The organism is Sulfitobacter donghicola DSW-25 = KCTC 12864 = JCM 14565 (assembly GCF_000622405.1).
Classification (GTDB): domain Bacteria; phylum Pseudomonadota; class Alphaproteobacteria; order Rhodobacterales; family Rhodobacteraceae; genus Sulfitobacter; species Sulfitobacter donghicola.
Genome location: NZ_JASF01000005.1, coordinates 1,826,856 through 1,843,635 on the forward strand (window position 1 = coordinate 1,826,856; position 16,780 = coordinate 1,843,635).

At 53.3% G+C, this 16,780-nt stretch carries 20 protein-coding genes; 11 read left to right on the top strand and 9 right to left on the bottom strand.

The window, feature by feature from the left end; genetic code table 11:
- The first annotated feature begins 67 nt into the window (after positions 1-67).
- Complete coding sequence (locus Z948_RS0109950) at positions 68-835, top strand: sulfite exporter TauE/SafE family protein (RefSeq protein WP_025059418.1); 768 nt, start codon at positions 68-70, stop codon at positions 833-835.
- Here Z948_RS0109950 and Z948_RS0109955 read toward each other — a convergent pair whose 3' ends face one another.
- Positions 836-1,198, bottom strand: a complete 363-nt coding sequence (locus Z948_RS0109955; RefSeq protein WP_025059419.1) for a helix-turn-helix domain-containing protein — start codon at positions 1,196-1,198, stop codon at positions 836-838.
- A gap of 193 nt (positions 1,199-1,391) precedes the next feature.
- Here Z948_RS0109955 and Z948_RS0109960 point away from each other — a divergent pair, with 193 nt between their 5' ends.
- Together Z948_RS0109960 and Z948_RS0109965 are read left to right on the top strand one after the other, a co-directional pair.
- A complete protein-coding gene (locus Z948_RS0109960) occupies positions 1,392-2,297 on the top strand; it encodes a LysR family transcriptional regulator (RefSeq protein WP_025059420.1) in 906 nt (301 codons plus the stop codon).
- A gap of 72 nt (positions 2,298-2,369) precedes the next feature.
- Positions 2,370-3,086: a hypothetical protein gene (locus tag Z948_RS0109965; RefSeq protein ID WP_025059421.1), complete on the top strand. Its 717-nt coding sequence runs from the start codon at positions 2,370-2,372 to the stop codon at positions 3,084-3,086.
- An 82-nt stretch (positions 3,087-3,168) separates the two neighbouring features.
- On the opposite strand, the gene Z948_RS0109970 is transcribed toward Z948_RS0109965, so the two are convergent.
- Complete coding sequence (locus Z948_RS0109970) at positions 3,169-4,767, bottom strand: phosphoenolpyruvate carboxykinase (protein WP_025059422.1); 1,599 nt, start codon at positions 4,765-4,767, stop codon at positions 3,169-3,171.
- Between the two features lie 403 nt (positions 4,768-5,170).
- On the opposite strand from Z948_RS0109970, the gene Z948_RS0109975 reads away from it, so the two are divergent.
- From Z948_RS0109975 to Z948_RS0110005, 7 genes are all read left to right on the top strand, one after another.
- A complete protein-coding gene (locus Z948_RS0109975; protein ID WP_025059423.1) occupies positions 5,171-5,872 on the top strand; it encodes a response regulator transcription factor in 702 nt (233 codons plus the stop codon).
- Between the two features lie 33 nt (positions 5,873-5,905).
- Entirely contained in the window at positions 5,906-7,588 is a 1,683-nt protein-coding gene (locus Z948_RS0109980; RefSeq protein WP_025059424.1) for a sensor histidine kinase, read from the top strand.
- Between the two features lie 3 nt (positions 7,589-7,591).
- Positions 7,592-8,020 carry an HPr kinase/phosphorylase gene (locus Z948_RS0109985; protein ID WP_025059425.1) on the top strand — a complete coding sequence of 143 codons (429 nt, stop codon included), beginning with the start codon at positions 7,592-7,594 and terminating at the stop codon, positions 8,018-8,020.
- Positions 8,020-8,907, top strand: coding sequence for an RNase adapter RapZ (rapZ, locus tag Z948_RS0109990; protein WP_025059426.1), 888 nt, complete (start codon positions 8,020-8,022; stop codon positions 8,905-8,907). The genes Z948_RS0109985 and rapZ overlap by 1 nt, the downstream gene beginning before the upstream one ends.
- A 5-nt stretch (positions 8,908-8,912) precedes the next feature.
- The gene (locus Z948_RS0109995; protein WP_025059427.1) at positions 8,913-9,305 is read left to right on the top strand and encodes a PTS sugar transporter subunit IIA; all 393 of its coding nucleotides are present in this window, start codon (positions 8,913-8,915) and stop codon (positions 9,303-9,305) included.
- Between the two features lie 12 nt (positions 9,306-9,317).
- A complete protein-coding gene (locus Z948_RS0110000; RefSeq protein WP_025059428.1) occupies positions 9,318-9,587 on the top strand; it encodes an HPr family phosphocarrier protein in 270 nt (89 codons plus the stop codon).
- 62 nt (positions 9,588-9,649) lie between these two features.
- Positions 9,650-10,516 (top strand): lysophospholipid acyltransferase family protein, encoded by an 867-nt coding sequence (locus Z948_RS0110005; protein WP_081784051.1) that lies wholly within the window; start codon positions 9,650-9,652, stop codon positions 10,514-10,516.
- Here the strand turns inward: Z948_RS0110005 and Z948_RS0110010 are convergent.
- Complete coding sequence (locus Z948_RS0110010; RefSeq protein ID WP_025059430.1) at positions 10,513-11,388, bottom strand: 3-hydroxybutyryl-CoA dehydrogenase; 876 nt, start codon at positions 11,386-11,388, stop codon at positions 10,513-10,515. The two genes, Z948_RS0110005 and Z948_RS0110010, sit on opposite strands and share 4 nt — an antisense overlap.
- Before the next feature lie 157 nt (positions 11,389-11,545).
- Between Z948_RS0110010 and Z948_RS0110015 the strand changes: the two genes are divergently transcribed.
- Positions 11,546-12,364 carry a DUF6473 family protein gene (locus Z948_RS0110015; protein WP_025059431.1) on the top strand — a complete coding sequence of 273 codons (819 nt, stop codon included), beginning with the start codon at positions 11,546-11,548 and terminating at the stop codon, positions 12,362-12,364.
- A gap of 47 nt (positions 12,365-12,411) precedes the next feature.
- Here the strand turns inward: Z948_RS0110015 and Z948_RS0110020 are convergent, their stop codons facing one another.
- From Z948_RS0110020 to Z948_RS0110045, 6 genes are all read right to left on the bottom strand, one after another.
- On the bottom strand, positions 12,412-13,338 hold the full coding sequence (locus Z948_RS0110020; protein ID WP_025059432.1) for an electron transfer flavoprotein subunit alpha/FixB family protein: 927 nt from the start codon (positions 13,336-13,338) through the stop codon (positions 12,412-12,414).
- A complete protein-coding gene (locus Z948_RS0110025; protein ID WP_025059433.1) occupies positions 13,338-14,096 on the bottom strand; it encodes an electron transfer flavoprotein subunit beta/FixA family protein in 759 nt (252 codons plus the stop codon). The genes Z948_RS0110020 and Z948_RS0110025 overlap by 1 nt, the downstream gene beginning before the upstream one ends.
- Before the next feature lie 212 nt (positions 14,097-14,308).
- Complete coding sequence (locus tag Z948_RS0110030; protein ID WP_025059434.1) at positions 14,309-14,881, bottom strand: cob(I)yrinic acid a,c-diamide adenosyltransferase; 573 nt, start codon at positions 14,879-14,881, stop codon at positions 14,309-14,311.
- 4 nt (positions 14,882-14,885) lie between these two features.
- Positions 14,886-15,083, bottom strand: a complete 198-nt coding sequence (locus Z948_RS0110035) for a twin transmembrane helix small protein (protein WP_025059435.1) — start codon at positions 15,081-15,083, stop codon at positions 14,886-14,888.
- Between the two features lie 43 nt (positions 15,084-15,126).
- Positions 15,127-15,954 carry an SDR family NAD(P)-dependent oxidoreductase gene (locus Z948_RS0110040; RefSeq protein WP_025059436.1) on the bottom strand — a complete coding sequence of 276 codons (828 nt, stop codon included), beginning with the start codon at positions 15,952-15,954 and terminating at the stop codon, positions 15,127-15,129.
- A gap of 73 nt (positions 15,955-16,027) precedes the next feature.
- Positions 16,028-16,597, bottom strand: a complete 570-nt coding sequence (locus Z948_RS0110045) for an SH3 domain-containing protein (protein ID WP_025059437.1) — start codon at positions 16,595-16,597, stop codon at positions 16,028-16,030.
- Positions 16,598-16,780 lie beyond the last annotated feature (183 nt).

Consider the following 16,780-nt stretch of genomic DNA (forward strand, 5'->3'; position numbering starts at 1 on the left):
GCGATATTTCCGAAAATTTCGCAGCTGAATTCACGTGCGTCTAGGCTAACGTTTGGTAAAAAGGCGTATGGACACCCTGTTTCCCCTTCTAACACCTGTCGAGCTTGGCCTTGCGGCTTTGGTTGCGATTCTTGCGGGCTTTGTAAAAGGGGTGGTTGGGTTTGCTATGCCCTTGGTCTTCGTCTCGGGGCTTACGACCTTTATGGCGCCTGAGCTGGCTCTGGCGGGGTTGATTCTGCCGACTTTGGCGACAAATGCGTTGCAGGCGTTACGGCAGGGTTTTCCGGCTGCGGTTCAATCTACAAAAGAATTTCGCGTGTTCTTGGCTATTGGCGGGATCGCGTTGCTGGCCAGCGCGCAGATGGTCAGGGTGGTTCCTGCCCAGATGATGATGGCGATTATTGGTATTCCCGTTACGCTTTTCGCGTGCCTTCAGCTAACTGGCTATCAAATCAAGCTTTCTGGCCATAGCCGAAGCGTCGAGGCAGTGGCGGGTGCCGTTGCGGGTGCCCTTGGTGGATTGTCAGGGATTTGGGGGCCGCCGACTGTGGCTTACCTGACCGCATTGAATACCCCCAAACACGACCAAATGCGGGTGCAGGGTGTTATCTATGGGTTGGGGGCTGTTGCGCTGATGGTGGCGCATACAGGCTCTGGCGTTTTGAGAGCAGAAACGCTGGGATTCTCCCTAGCGATGCTGCCTGCCGCATTTTTGGGTGTTTGGATTGGGATGTCCGTCATGGACCGCATCGATCAAATGGTGTTTCGCCGCGCCACACTGTTTGTTTTATGTGTGGCGGGGCTCAACTTGATCAGGCGGGCATGGTTTGGCTGATCATCCTTGGCGGGCAACCGTTAGGCCAGAGATGTCTTCGATGAAAGTAACGATTCGCGACTTTACTGTTTCGTCTTGAATAGCGGCCAAAGCGCTTACGATTTCCATACCTGGATCGGCTTGTTTGTCGCCGCCGTTGGTATCGTCATAGAGGCCATCGAAGAAATAGGCAGGTGAAATGTCGAAAATTTGCGCAAGTTCGAAAAGTCGGCTTGCTGCGATGCGGTTCGAGCCGATTTCGTATTTTTGAATTTGCTGGAACGAAAGCCCCAAACGTTGTGCGACATCGGTTTGGGAAAAGCGACGTAGTGTGCGGATTTGTTTGAGTTTGCGCCCAACATGGACGTCGACTGGATGTGCCATAGTTTTTCATACCCTAAGTTGTATCTGGGATATTTGTCCGAAAATCGGCCCTTTGGATCAATTGGATAGTTTTTAATTTTTTCGACCAATCTATGGTTGTGTGTGGTTGCAAATATTTTACAGCACTGTATGATTTCTGTGTCGCTGATGTATGATTTATTTACAGTTCGGTTTGTAAAATTCGAGAAGCCATATGAACAAGATTGTTGAACCGCCCACCCAAATGGTGCTCCAGACGGAGACGCCTGCACTGTTAAGTGAAATGATGAGGTCGTTCACGGGCTTGGCACGCACGCTGAATCTGAGCAAAGCCGTTGCAGAGCTAGGCAGCACGCGGCAAACGGTTCGCCGTCATATTGACCAGCTCGAAGAGGCGATGGGTTTCAAGCTGTTTGAAATCGAGGATCGCCGTTACGTTCTAACCGAAGCAGGCGCGCGTGCGCTCGCGCCTGCACAGGTGCTGCTGGACCAAGGGCGGGTCTGGTATAGCGGCCAGTTTGAATATGTCGGTGGGATGTTGAAATTCTCTTACGAAAGCGAGAATGGCTGGATTTATCACCAGCAACAACAGCCAGTTAGTACCGTTTGGCAGTTAGAGTCAGACCTCTTGAAGGCAGCCTTGAAGGCGTGGGCTGCTTCTGAAGGCGAACTGGAATCGGAAGTCTTTGCCAAGGTTCGCCCGCACATCATGGTGTACCGAGAGAGTACAGATGGATGGATCGTTGTCGAAGTCGGGGAGGAGTCATTTTACTCCAATTGGTTTGGCTGGGCGCAGGCGCGCAGCAGTGTCGGTCGAAATCTGACCCAATTGCCTGGCGGGGATGCCGTGGCCAGCCTTGCTGATGCGCCGTTTCAGGACATACGCGTAAGTGAAGGGGTGCGTGTTGATCAGGTTCTGACGAAGCTTCCTTCAGGGGCGGATGGCGGTTCTTTTCGTCCTGTTGTCTTTGATAGATTGTTGATGGGGTTAACCCTTCCTGATGGCTCTCCTGTGATTGTCGCAGTGGTTGATCGGGCTTGTAAGGTCCGAATTTCGGGGATGGGGGACGAAATTTTAAAGGAAATACCCGATGAGGCGCGTATTGATTTTGTGAATTAGCGCATAATCCTAGGTTGTTTGTTGCTAAATCCGCTACACTACACGTGTAGCGATAGCAAAAGGCGATTCCTTATGTCATTAGTCACCATCCACCCGAGCGACAGATTTGTTGCTAACAGTTCTGAAGTGTTTCAAAAATATGGGGTTGAAATGGAGGTCGGGTATGACTTCCACGCTTACCGCGATATCCTAAAATTCGCGCGTCCCGATCAACCTTTGGGTGCTCCATTTGATCCAGATGTTCACGAAATGAACCCTCAGAATGCCCTTTGGATGATTGGGCGGAACGAAAGTGGTGAAATTGTACACACGCAGGCGTTGCGTATGTTGGACATGGACGGACAGTCGGTTGCCGAGTATTTTATTCGCCATTTCCGAGAATTCCCGCCCGCAGCGCCAGGTCTAGATCTTGGCCGATCACGCTTTCGGGCGGGCCCACAGGCAAAGCGCAGCCGTGGCACGGTTTGTTATAATGGCGAGTTCTGGATCAAGCCGGGAGAGGCCTCCCTTAGAGGGCAGGGGTTGTCATGCGTTTTGGGGCGTTATGCGTTTTTCCAAGCAATGCAGCATTGGGATCCTGATCACATGGTCGGTTTTATGGCCAAACCAGTTGCAACCAAGGGATTTCCGCAGCGATTGGGGTGGATGCACACTCAGCCAGGGGCTTTGCGGTGGTTTTTTGAGGGGCGCGACCAGCCTGTCGAGGGCTTTATGACCTTTATGGAGCGGGACGATCTGCACTATGTGCTAGAGCTGCCGTTTGATGATCTGCTGGCCATGGCAGCCTAATTCCATAAAATTTGAATCAACTACGAAAAAGGGGCGCTGCAATTACCGCAGCGCCCCTTTTCTCTATCGTGTGATGCAAGCGTTAGCGGATTGCAGCCGCTTTTACTTCATCATCGATGTGCGGCAGGTACTGTTCAAAGTTGTCAGCAAACATCGCGACCAGTTTGGCTACCTGACGGTCATAAGCTTCGGCATCGTCCCACGTGCGGCGCGGGTCGAGCAGGATGTCGGCTACACCTGGTACCGAGACGGGCACATCAAAGCCAAAGTTCTCATCGACGCGGAAATCGCCTTTGGTCAGGGTGCCGTCCAGCGCTGCCGTCAGCAAAGCACGGGTTGCACGGATCGGCATCCGAGAGCCTGTGCCATATGCGCCGCCAGTCCAGCCGGTGTTGACCAACCAGCAGGTCGCGCCATGCTCGGCGATTTTTTCGCGCAGCAGGTTGCCATAGACTTCTGGGCGGCGTGGCATGAATGGCGCGCCAAAGCAGGTCGAGAATGTCGGCTCGGGCTCGGTTACGCCGCGCTCGGTTCCGGCGACCTTGGAGGTGAAGCCAGAGAGGAAGTGGTACATCGCCTGAGCAGGTGTCAAACGCGCGATTGGGGGGAGGGTCCCGAAGGCATCACAGGTTAGCATGATGATGTTCTTTGGGTGTCCGCCAACGGCTTTCTTAGAGGCGTTTGAGATATAGTGCAGCGGATAGGCGCAACGCATGTTGGCTGTCAGGCTGTCATCCTCAAAGTCGAGCTCTTTGGTGTCTTCGTCGTAAACCATGTTTTCGATCACGGTGCCGAATTTCTCGGTCGTGGCAAAGATCTCAGGCTCGGCTTCGGCGCTCAGGTTGATTGTCTTGGCATAGCAGCCGCCTTCAAAGTTGAAGGTACCCGTATCGGACCAGCCGTGTTCGTCATCACCGATCAGCGTGCGGGAAGGGTCGGCTGACAGCGTCGTCTTACCAGTGCCTGAGAGGCCAAAGAAGATCGCCGTGTCAACGGGGTTGCCAATGGCGTGGTTGGCCGAGCAGTGCATCGGCATCACGCCTTTTTCAGGCAGCAAGTAGTTCAGCAGGGAGAAGACAGATTTTTTGTTTTCGCCAGCATATTCGGTGCCGCCGATCAGGATCAGTTTGCGATCAAAGTTCATCGCGATCACTGTTTCAGAGCGGCAGTTGTGTTTCTTTGGGTCCGCTTGGAAGCTAGGGCAGTTGATTACAGTGAAATCGGCAAGGTAATCATCCAGCTGATCGCGATCAGGGCGACGCATCATGTTGCGGATGAACAGGCCATGCCATGCCAGCTCGGTCACAAAGCGAACGTTGATTGCGTGCTTTGGATCTGCACCGCCAACAAGGTCTTGTACGAAGTAATCGCGACCTTCCATGTGGGCGAGCATATCAATGTAAAGCGCGTCAAAGCCGGCTTCGGACATTTCCGCGTTGTTTTCCCACCAGATCGTGTCTTTTACGCTGTCGCTCATGACGACGTGTTTGTCTTTTGGTGAACGGCCCGTGAATTTTCCGGTCGTGACAAGGAAAGCGCCGCCGTTGCCGAGAGACCCTTCGCCGCGTTTTAGGGCGGTCTCGATCAGTGCTGGCTCCATCTGGTTATAATAGACATTGCCCAACCCTTTGATCCCTTGATCGTCTAGGTTGAAGTTCGGGTTTACCCGTCCGGTTTGCATGCAATGTCTCCTTTTGAAACTGCCTCTTTGAGGCAGCATAGTGGGGAATGCCCGGTACCAAAAGCGCTCGGGCGGATGTGGAATAGCGGCCTCTTAACACGATGATTTGCGGATTGAACAGGCGCGTTTCTATAGTTAGCGCCACCACATAACCAAATGCTGCAAGCTGGCCAAAAATCCTGTATTTTCACTAGACCAGTTGCGACGAAATGACCCGAAATGGGTGAAATTCTAATGCCCAGATCGTGAATGTGCGGCAAATTAGCCATTCCGCAACAAAATATGGCTGAAATGTGGCCATAGATTTGACTGATTCGAATTTTGGGATTGATTCGTCCCCCTAAGGAGTGATCAATGTACTTAAAAACAAAAGACTATATTGAGCAGCATAAGGAAACGGGCAATGTCAAAAATTGCATTGGTTGACGACGACAGGAATATCCTGACGTCCGTCTCGATGACTCTCGAAGCTGAAGGTTTTGAGGTGGAAACATATAATGATGGTCAGGCCGCGCTGGACGCTTTTAACAAGCGGATGCCGGACATGGCTGTTTTGGATATCAAGATGCCGCGGATGGACGGGATGGACCTGCTTCAGCGTCTTCGCCAGAAAACGGCGATGCCGGTTATCTTTTTGACGTCCAAAGACGATGAGATTGATGAAGTGTTGGGTTTGCGCATGGGCGCGGACGATTACGTGAAAAAACCGTTCTCGCAGCGTTTGCTGGTAGAGCGCATTCGCGCCTTGCTGCGCCGTCAGGACGCGGTGGCGACGGATGAGGTCGGTGAAACCGAAGACACCAAGGTTATGGAACGCGGTGATTTGCGGATGGATCCGCTGCGCCACGCCGTTAGCTGGAAGGGCAAAGATGTGTCGCTGACCGTGACCGAGTTTTTGTTGCTGCAGGCTTTGGCCCAACGTCCTGGTTTCGTAAAGTCACGAGATCAGCTGATGGACGTAGCCTATGATGATCAGGTTTATGTAGATGACCGTACCATCGATAGCCACATCAAGCGCTTGCGTAAAAAGATGCGCTCAGCGGATGATGAATTCTCGGCGATTGAGACGCTTTATGGTATTGGTTACAGGTATAACGAAGAGTAATTCGTTAATAGGGCTTTAGCCGAAAGGAAGTTCGTGCGCGATTTTACCCCCGCAAAAAGCGATGGTGATGTTGTTCTAGGCGACGATTGGGTCGCCCCAGACAGCGCTGCACCAAACGAGATAAGAGCGCGCCGCGAGCGGCGCGGCTTGTTCTCGTTGCGTGCGTCGCCGCTGACACGAAAGATCATTACGTTTAATCTCATTGCGTTGAATGTTCTGGTTGCGGGTATCTTGTACCTCAATTCCTCTCGCGAAAGCCTTGCTGTTCAGCGCGCTGCGTCTCTTGTTTCCGAGGCCGAGTTGATCGCCGATGTTGTCGAGGCCCAGCTGCCTGAAGGGCAAACTGTGGACCTGTCTGTCGGCGAAGGTGTGGACATTGAAAAAACTCTGAACGGGTTGGACCTGCGCAGTGGTATTCAGGTTTTTGTATTCGATCCTGATGGGGCTTTGATTTCCCGTTATGAAGGCGCGATTGATGCCGTAGCCGCCGGAGCCGAGAGCAAAACGATCCTGACGGACGGTCTTAATTGGTTGTGGGAGGCACTGGCCACTCCTTTCCGATCGGACGGCGAGCCGATGACCATCGAAGAGCGCCTAAAGCCAGTTATCGAAGCGACATTGCTAAACGGGCCGCAAATCAAAGAGGAGCGCGACGAAGCTGGCGCAACTTTGCTTGCGGTTGCCACCCCGATTGAGCAGGGCGGTACCGCAGTAGGTGCTGTTGCGATTGCGAGCGCCAGTGGTGAGATCGATAGATTGGTCAGCAGTGAACGTGAGCGGGTTTTGCAAATGTTCATCATTGCGACGCTTGTCTCTATCGGCCTGAGCCTTGTTTTGGCCTCGACGATTGCTAATCCCCTTTCTGACCTTGCGGCGGCGGCGGAATTGGGACGCGACAAAGATGCGCGAAAAATGAACCCGGGTCGCATTCGTATTCCGGATCTAACAGCGCGACCTGATGAAATCGGACGGCTTTCAGGTGCGCTGCGCGGTATGATTTCGGCTCTTTACAACCGGATCGACGGCAACGAACAGTTCGCGGCTGATGTTGCCCATGAGATTAAAAACCCGCTGGCCTCTCTTCGCTCGGCGGTGGGGACTTTGCGGATGATCAAACGCGAGGATCAACGCGAAAAGCTGCTAGACGTGATCGACCATGATGTTCGCCGATTGGATCGTCTGGTCAGCGACATTTCCAACGCTTCGCGATTGGACAGCGAGCTGGTCAAAGAGGAAGAAGAACCGTTTAATCTGATGAAGATGCTCGGGAACTTGGGCGAATACCTTGGCCAAGACGCCAAGGGAAAAGGTATCGATTTTATCGTGGATTTGCCGTCCGACCCGATTGTCGTGCAAGGTTTGGAAGCGCGCTTGGCCCAAGTTTTTGTGAACCTAATCACAAACGCGATTTCCTTTTGCGAAGACGGTGACGCCATTCGGGTTTGGGCCCGCAAGCGGGAAAACCGCGTGTTGATTGTTGTCGAAGATACTGGCCCAGGCATTCCTGATCAGGCGCTGGCCAAGATCTTTAAACGGTTCTATTCCCAGCGTCCTGATGAGCATTTCGGCAATAACTCGGGACTTGGTCTTGCGATTTCAAAACAGATCGTAGAAGCGCATGGCGGTGTTATTTGGGCAGAGAACATCCGCCCAACCGAAGCAGACATCACTTCTGATCCTCTTGGCGCGCGTTTCGTTGTTGGTCTGCCGATCTAAAGGATGAGCTCTTACTCCCAGAACCTGCATGCAAATTGCGTTGCGGTAAACGGGCGTGGCATTTTGATCTTGGGGCCTTCAGGCAGCGGGAAATCGGCGCTTTCTTTGCAGTTGATCGCATTGGGGGCGAAACTGGTCTCGGATGATAGAACGGATGTGACACGGCGGGACGGTCTGGTCGTTGCTACCTGTCCGGCCACGATTGCGGGAAAGATAGAAGCACGCGGGGTTGGGATTTTAGAAATACCCTATCAAAAAGACGCGGTTGTCTCGGTCGTGATTGACCTTTCCAAGGCCGAGGAGGCGCGTCTGCCCCAGCGGCAAAGCATGTCGATACTGGACATAACCTTGCCTTGCCTACACAAGGTAGAAGCACCCTATTTCCCATCCGCAATTCTTGCTTATGTGCAAGGAATAGGAGACCAGACCTAATGGCTGACTTGGCCCCGCCGACACGGCGCATCGTTTTTGTTTCCGGTCCGTCCGGTGCTGGACGCTCTTCGGCGTTGAACGTTCTGGAAGACGCTGGTTTTGAAGTGATCGATAACTTGCCGTTGCGATTGATGCCGGTTTTGTTTGATGAGACGGATCAAACCCGCCCTTTGGCGCTGGGGATTGATGCGCGTAACCGTGATTTTTCGACGAACACGGTTATCGATCTTTTGGGGCGCCTATCCATGCGCGCTGGCGTTGTTGCAGAGCTGTTGTTTCTGGATTGCAGCACCGAGGTTTTACTGCATCGTTTTTCCGAAACCCGCAGACGTCATCCGATGGCACCAGCGGATCGTCCTGCGGACGGCATTCAGGCCGAGCAAGAGCTTTTAAAACCTCTTCGCGCGCGGGCTGATGTGTTGATCGACACATCTGGCCTGAACGTTCACGAACTGCGCGCAGAAGTCGAGCAATGGTTCGCCCCTGGGGGCAAGCGCCATCTCGCGGTAACGGTTCAGTCCTTTTCCTATAAACGGGGGCTGCCACGGTCGGTTGATATGGTTTACGACTGCCGCTTTTTAAAGAACCCTTATTGGGACCCGTCTTTGCGGGCTTTGAATGGGACTAATCCTCTTGTTGCGGCGCATGTTGCCACCGACCCGAGGTTTGAGGAGTTCTCTCAGAAAGTTCTGGATCTGAGTTTGTTAATCCTGCCAGCATGTCGCGAAGAGGGGAAAAGCCACTTTTCCATCGCGTTTGGCTGTACCGGAGGGCAACATAGATCGGTGACACTTGCGGAAAGTCATGCAAAGCAGCTTGCGAATGCTGGCTGGCAGGTGTCAATTAGACACCGAGAAATTGCTTCTCGCGAACAAAAGGAATCGTAAGCAACGTGATTGGTATTGTGATTGTGGCACATGGTGGTTTGGCCCGAGAGTATCTCGCTGCCATCGAGCATGTTGTCGGGTCCCAAGAAGGGGTTCGGGCGATCGAAATCCGGGCCGATCATGACCGGGCTGCAAAACAATCAGAGATTTGCGACGCAGCGGACGCGGTTGACCGCGGCCATGGTGTCGTTGTCGTTACGGATCTTTTTGGCGGCTCCCCCTCGAATTTGAGCTTACCTGCCTGCAAGCCAGCAGGGCGCCGGATTATTTATGGTGCAAATCTTCCGATGTTGATCAAGCTGGCCAAGAGCAGGAGTAAAGCGGTTCCGGATGCTGTTCGGGCCGCTCTTGAGGCTGGTAAGAAATACATCGACACGCAAAATGTCAGTTCCGAATAACAAGGCCTTTCCATGACTAAAATGACGTTAGAAATTGTTAATGTAAAAGGTTTGCATGCGCGGGCTTCAGCGAAACTGGTTGAAGTTGTGGAAGGTTTTGATGCCAGCGCGGAAATCTCCAAGGATGGCATGAATGCCTCGGGGGACAGTATTATGGGGCTTTTGATGTTGGCAGCGGCCAATGGAAGCTTTATTGACGTTGAAACGACGGGCACAGATGCGGATGCACTTGCGGCTGCTATTACTGCGCTAGTTGCTGACAAGTTCGGCGAGGGCATGTAGGCGCCCGCCATGATGAATGTTTGAGCGAGGTTGCCTAAGTGGCTGAGAATACCCAACCTGTTATGACGCAGTCTCACAGCAACGATAGTGCTGAAAAGGTAAACTTTACCACCTACGACCGAAGCAGCTTGTCCTACGCTTCTACGTTCGACGACCCGTGGAAATCGCGGATGATCAGCGTCATGGAGATGCTGACGGGCAGGTTACAAATCCTGCGGATGATCAAAAAGTTTGAGCGAAATGGCGCGCCGACTGGGCAGGGTTTTTGGCGCTCAGCTTTGGATACAATGGGTATCGATCTGAAAACGCCACAAGAGCAATTGGACCTTATCCCAAAGGAAGGTCCTGTGATTGTTGTCGCTAACCACCCGCACGGGATGGTTGATGGTATGATCTTTGCCGATCTAATCGGGCGGGTTCGCCCAGACTATCGTATTCTTACGCGGTCCCTTTTGACGTCGATCGACGAAGTGGCGGGCAGCTATATGATCCCCGTGCCATTTCCACACGATCCAGATGCCCAGCGTAAGGGTGTCGAGATGCGCGCAAAAGCAATGAAACACCTCAAAGAGGGCGGCGTGGTTGCTCTGTTCCCATCTGGCGTTGTGGCTGCTTCTGACACGTGGTGGGGCCCTGCCGTAGAGGCGGAATGGAACGTGTTCACAGCCAAGATGATCCGCCGCTCAGGGGCGCGGGTTGTACCCATGAAATTCCCGGGGCAAAACAGCCGCGCCTATCAGATCGCGAATAAAATTTCCCCGATGGTGCGTCAGGGCCTTCTGCTGCACGAAATTGTACACAGCTGTAACAAGCCGCAAAAACCGATTGTCGGAGAGCCAATCCCGCAATCGGAAATTGATGCGCGCGCGGATGATCCGCGCAAATTTATGGAGTGGCTTCGCGCCCACACGCTGGGGCTAAAGGACTAGCGGGTCGGTACGGGTACCTCTCCGCGATAGTCATAAAAACCGCGTTTTGTTTTGCGGCCTAACCAGCCTGCCTCAACGTATTTCGTGAGCAGCGGACAGGGGCGATATTTAGTATCTGCCAGCCCGTCATGCAGTACGTTCATAATGGCCAGACAGGTATCTAATCCGATAAAATCAGCCAGCTCTAATGGCCCCATCGGGTGGTTCGCCCCAAGGCGGAGCGAGCTGTCGATAGATTGAACGTTCCCGACACCTTCGTACAGGGTATAGACGGCCTCGTTGATCATCGGCATCAGGATCCGATTGACGATAAAGGCTGGAAAATCCTCTGCAGAGGCAGCAGTTTTCCCGAGGCGGTCGACGACTTCTTTACAGGCGGCAAACGTTTCTTCGTCGGTTGCGATTCCTCGGATGAGTTCCACCAGCTGCATAACCGGAACGGGGTTCATAAAGTGGAAGCCCATAAATTTTTCGGGCCGATCCGTCCGACTGGCCAGACGTGTAATTGAAATGGAAGAGGTGTTTGACGTCAGAATCGTTTCTGGTTTGAGGTGGGGTAGCAGTTGCTCAAAGATAGCTTGCTTGATTTCTTCCCGTTCTGTGGCGGCTTCGATGATCAAATCAGAAGGGCCAAGGTCAGACAGCTGGGTCGTTACCTTCATGCGCCCAAGGGCTGCTTCCATATCAGCCTCAGAGACCTTTCCACGGCCTACCTGACGGGCCATGTTGCCCCGCACCGTTTCCAATGCTTTGGTAAGGGCATCTTCGCTGATGTCATTGAGCAAGACATCATACCCTGCCAGTGACATGACGTGCGCAATACCATTGCCCATCTGGCCTGCGCCAACGATTCCTATTGTCTGGATCTGCATGGTTCTGCTCCTATGCTGCGTTGCGGCCAGCTTACGGTTGTAGCTTGGTTATCCGCAAGGGGAGGTAATGCGGAAAAGTTTATGTGAATGCCACCTTTAAACGAATCGTAACTGCTTGCTGGCCATGATCATCGCGGGTGAGAAAAAGGTGGGTGTTATGACCTATATTCAACAGGGGCCGGGGGCCCTTGACTATTTGCCGTACCGTTTTGGTGCGTCCAGACTTTTATTCCGTGGGCCAAGGCGTGATCTGGAGGCACCCTATGTGGCCTTCATTGGCGGCACGCAGACATTTGGTAAATTTATTGCGCAACCTTATCCGTTGAAGGTTGAGCATTTGACAGGGGTCACTTCGGTGAACCTTGGGCAACTAAACGCGGGTTTGGATGTTTTTGCGGGTGAACCAATTGTGTGCGAACTCGCCTCCAATGCGCGGGTGACGGTTTTGGAAGTCCTTGGGGCGGCAAACCTTAGCAATCTGTACTATACGGTGCACCCTCGTCGGAATGATCGATTTTTAAAAGCATCGGCACAGTTGGAAAGCCTGTATCCCACAGTGGATTTTACACAGTTCAACTTTACCCAACATATGCTGGGTCATCTCTGGACCATGGATGCCGAGCGATTTGAGCTGGTTAAGCGGATGCTTCAGAGGGTTTGGTTGAAACGGATGCAGCAGTTGATCGAGCGGTTGGGAAAGCGTGTGATTTTGTTGGGCTTGGAGACCTCGCTGGAAAGCCAGAACAAGAACACGGCAAGAGGGCCCGCATTTGTTACAGATGAAATGCTGAGAGCCCTTAGCGGGTTGATAGATGCCTATCTAGAGGTGTCCTGTGATGCCATAGACGAAAGCGCGAGGCGGGAAGGGATGGTGTATACATCGTTTCAGGAAGCGGCTGCGCGGACATTGCAGGGCCCCGCGTTTCATACTGAGATCGCTAATAAACTCAGGCCAGTTCTGGATCGCTTAATGTAAAAAGCCCGCCAAGGGCGGGCTTTCCATTCTGAATGTATCTGAAAAAATCAGAGTTTTTCGATCAAGGCTGGAACAGCTTCGAACAGGTCAGCAACAAGGCCGTAATCAGCAACCTGGAAGATAGGTGCTTCTTCGTCTTTGTTGATCGCAACGATGATCTTACTGTCTTTCATGCCGGCGAGGTGCTGAATAGCACCAGAGATGCCAACAGCGACATAAAGCTCAGGTGCAACAACTTTACCGGTCTGGCCAACCTGCCAGTCGTTCGGGGCATAGCCCGAGTCAACAGCCGCACGGGATGCGCCAACAGCCGCGCCCAGTTTGTCTGCCAGCTTTTCGATCAGCGCAAAGTCATCCTCAGAGCCAACGCCACGGCCACCGGAAACAACAACACCAGCGGATGTCAGTTCTGGGCGGTCGCTTTCCGCAACTTTGTCTTCGACCCATTCGGACAGGGCAGGATCTGCGGCTGCGGAAACGGTTTCAACAGATGCGGAGCCACCTTCGCCAGCAGCGTCAAATGTGGAGGTACGGAAAGTGATAACTTTCTTTGCATCCGTGGATTTAACAGTCTGGATTGCGTTACCCGCATAGATTGGGCGCTCGAACGTGTCGGCATCTACAACGCCGGAAGCGTCAGAGATAACCATCACATCCAACAGGGCCGCAACACGTGGCATCACGTTTTTCGCGTCTGTTGTTGCCGGGGCTACGATGTGATCGTAATCACCAGCCAAGGACACGATCAACGCGGCAGTGGCTTCAGCCAAACGGTGGCCCAAGGAACCATCCTCGGCAACCAGAACCTTGGCAACGCCGTCGATTTTGGCCGCTGCTTCACCAGCTGCAGCAGCAGAGCCGCCCGCCGCCAAAACGGTTACATCACCCAGCTGTTTGGCTGCGGTAACGGCCTTTGCCGTTGCGTCCATTGCCAATTCGCCATCGTTTACTTCTGCAAGGAGTAGAACAGCCATTACACAGCCCCCGCTTCTTTAAGTTTCTCGACCAGCTCGTCAACCGAACCAACCTTGATGCCTGCTGCACGTGCTGCTGGCTCTTCGGTTTTGACGATTTCCAGACGGTTGGAGACCTCTACGCCGTAGTCCGCTGGAGTTTTCTCATCCAGTGGCTTTTTCTTTGCCTTCATGATGTTGGGCAAGGAAGCATAGCGAGGTTCGTTCAAACGCAGGTCTACGGTGATCACAGTAGGCATGCCCACTTTGATTGTCTGCAGGCCGCCGTCTACTTCGCGTGTTACAACGGCTTTGTCGCCTTCAATTGCAACTTCGGAGGCGAATGTCGCTTGGGACCAGCCCATCAAAGCAGAAAGCATTTGGCCGGTTGCGTTCATGTCGTTGTCGATTGCTTGCTTGCCGCAAAGAACCAGACCTGGCTGCTCTTCGTCGACGATCCCTTTCAGGATTTTCGCAACGGTCAAAGGTTCGATGTCGTCATGTACGTCGTCCGCAGCAACCACAAGGATCGCACGGTCTGCGCCCATTGCCAAAGCTGTGCGCAGAGTTTCCTGCGCCTGCTTTACACCGATGGATACCGCGACGATTTCATCCGCCTGACCCGCTTCTTTCAAACGGATCGCCTGTTCAACGGAAATCTCGTCGAACGGGTTCATGGACATTTTAACGTTGGCAAGATCAACACCTGAACCGTCCGCTTTTACGCGTACTTTCACGTTATAGTCGATCACGCGTTTGACAGGTACGAGCACCTTCATGAGCGATTTTCTCCTTGGTTGCGACTCAGACCCATAGGGGCCTAGCCAATAAATCTGTGCCATGTCTAACGAAGCAATTCGGATCGAAACAGCGTAAAATCGCCACATGGGGGCAGAGGCACGTCACGTTACAACGTTTTTGCCTGCTCACAGGCAATTTTATTGCGTTGCCGCGTTGGGTTTTACATCAGCTTTGGGGGTGGTTCTGGGGTTTAGCGGTTTGCGCCAGGAACCCATAGAATATCGTCTTTTCCACCATTATTGGCAGAGCGCGCCGCCACAAAGAACCAATCGCTAAGTCTGTTGAGGTACCGAATGACAGCGGTATTAACAGATTCCTGCGTCGCGAGTTCGGTCGCTAGGCGTTCGGCGCGGCGTGCAACTGTGCGACATACATGTAGATGGGCAGCGAGTTCGGTTCCGCCTGGCAGGATAAAGCTGCGCAGCGCCTCTAGGGATTTATTCATCTCGTCAATTTCAGATTCCAGACGATCAACTTGGGCATCGGCCATACGCAGCGGCGGGTACTCGGCCGCTGCGTCCTGTTCCATATCGGGGCGACACAGGTCTGCACCCAGATCGAACAGGTCGTTTTGAATGCGCGATAGGGCGGCGTCGGTTTCATCCTTTGCATGAAGGCGGGCGATGCCGACAAAGCAGTTCAATTCGTCAGATGTGCCATAGGCTTCAACGCGGGGGTCGTGCTTTGCAACCCGCGCGCCATTGCCCAAGGCGGTATCGCCTTTATCGCCCGTGCGGGTGTAAATCTTGTTCAAAACAACCATCTGCTTACCCCTTGATGAAGAAAACGTAGATCATGATTAGGACAACGGCAATGAACTGCGCAATGATACGCCAGCGCATCAATTTGTTTGAGTTGGCTTTGTTAAACGCGCCGCCCTTTGCAAACCCGCCCAGGCCCATAAGCAGCACAACAACAACTGCCAGAATCGCGATAATGACGACGATGAAAAACGGATCAGACATAGGGTATTCCCTTTGATAGCTGTTTGAGGTGTTGGTTTACTCTTTAACGGGAGAGAACGCGATCCAGTAGGCGCGTTGGTAGTATACGACGAATTGTCCCAGCCAGATAGGTCGGCGTTGTCACGTAATACCTTGGGCGTGGGCGCGGGGCCTCAACGGCATGGATCAGCTTTTTGACAACTGCTTGGGGGGGGAGCTCAAATTTATCCGGCCCTGAGGCGTTATACAGGCGTGGGCCCAGTTCGGTTTCGTACTGATGCGCACGGGCCGAGTTTTCCCAATCGACCCAGCGTTCAAAATGGGGGATCGAATTTGAGCGGATTTTTGAGGTAATCGGGCCGGGTTCGATCAGGATCGGATGAACCCCAGTGCCACGCATCTCAAGGCGCAGCGTGTCGGTAAGACCTTCAAGAGCAAATTTGGTGGCGTTATAGGCGCCGCGCCAAGGTTGGGCGACAAGCCCTAAAACAGAGGAGCATTGGACAATACGGCCATGCCCTTGGGCGCGCATCGTGGGGATGATCGCGCGGGTTAGCGTGTGCCACCCAAAGAAGTTTGCCTCGAATATCTCGCGAAGCGCTTCGGTCGGGATGTCTTCAACCGCACCTGGTGTGGCGTGGGCGCCATTGTTGAAAACAGCGTCCAAAGTGCCGCCAGTATCCTCCAGAATATCTGCCAAGGCGACGATGATGCTGTCGGGGTCCATATAATCAATGCGGGGGCTGTCAAAACCTTCTTCGCGTAGGCGCGCGCAATCCAGTTCCTGACGGCAGGCGGCATAGACATGCCAGCCGCGTTCGCGCATGCCGTGGGCGGCGGCATAGCCGATCCCCGAAGAGCAGCCCGTAATGAGGATTGTGCGTTTAGACATAAAAAAGGCCCCGTTGGTGAACGAGGCCTGATGTGCGTTGTTTTGGATAGAATGGCAATTGCCCTTGTTGGCCTTAGCCCGAAGTGAGCAAGAAATCGGCCATCCATCCTGGCTCGCCGCCATCTAGGGGTTGCATGCGAACCCATCCGTTTCCGTTGTCTTCCAAAACCTCAACGGAAACGCCGCGGGTTAATTTGTTGACGATGCCATAGTCGGTTGACGGCCCTCCACGCACATTCACGCGGTTACCGGATACGGTGCGGATGTCACCGTCTTGGGTTTGGGGTGCAGTGGTGTCTGTTGTTGCGATCAGGCTCGGCAAGATGATCTGAGGCGTTTCCACGCTGTCGATAACTTTTGCTTCGGTTGTCGTCGCCTCTTCGGCGGCTTCGCTAACATTGGTAAGGCTCAGTGAGACGCGTGTTACGTCTGGTGTGCTATCGATCTTGGCAATGGAGGCTGTGTCAATAATCGAGGGGGCCTCCTGCGCGGCGGGGGGCTCTGCGGCAGCAACAATCTTTTCATCTGCTTCGGGCGCTTCAGCAGCCAAGCGTGCGCTTGCTGGTTGGAAATCCGATCCACCGCTTAGCTCATAAAAGGCAAAGGCCAAAAAGCCGAAAGTCAAAAGGATAAAGGTTTTCATGGTTACGGCTCCAACAGATTCTCATAGAAACCAAGAATCTGGCTTCCCCCACACCTTAGGTATCAAAGTTCGTGAACTTTTTTGAGGGGAAAAAGGAAGAAAATTGGCACGTATCCTGAATGCCACGTTCGCCCAATGAGCTTTGCAATTTGGTATGGCTACCGCTTGTCGACCTGTCGCGGC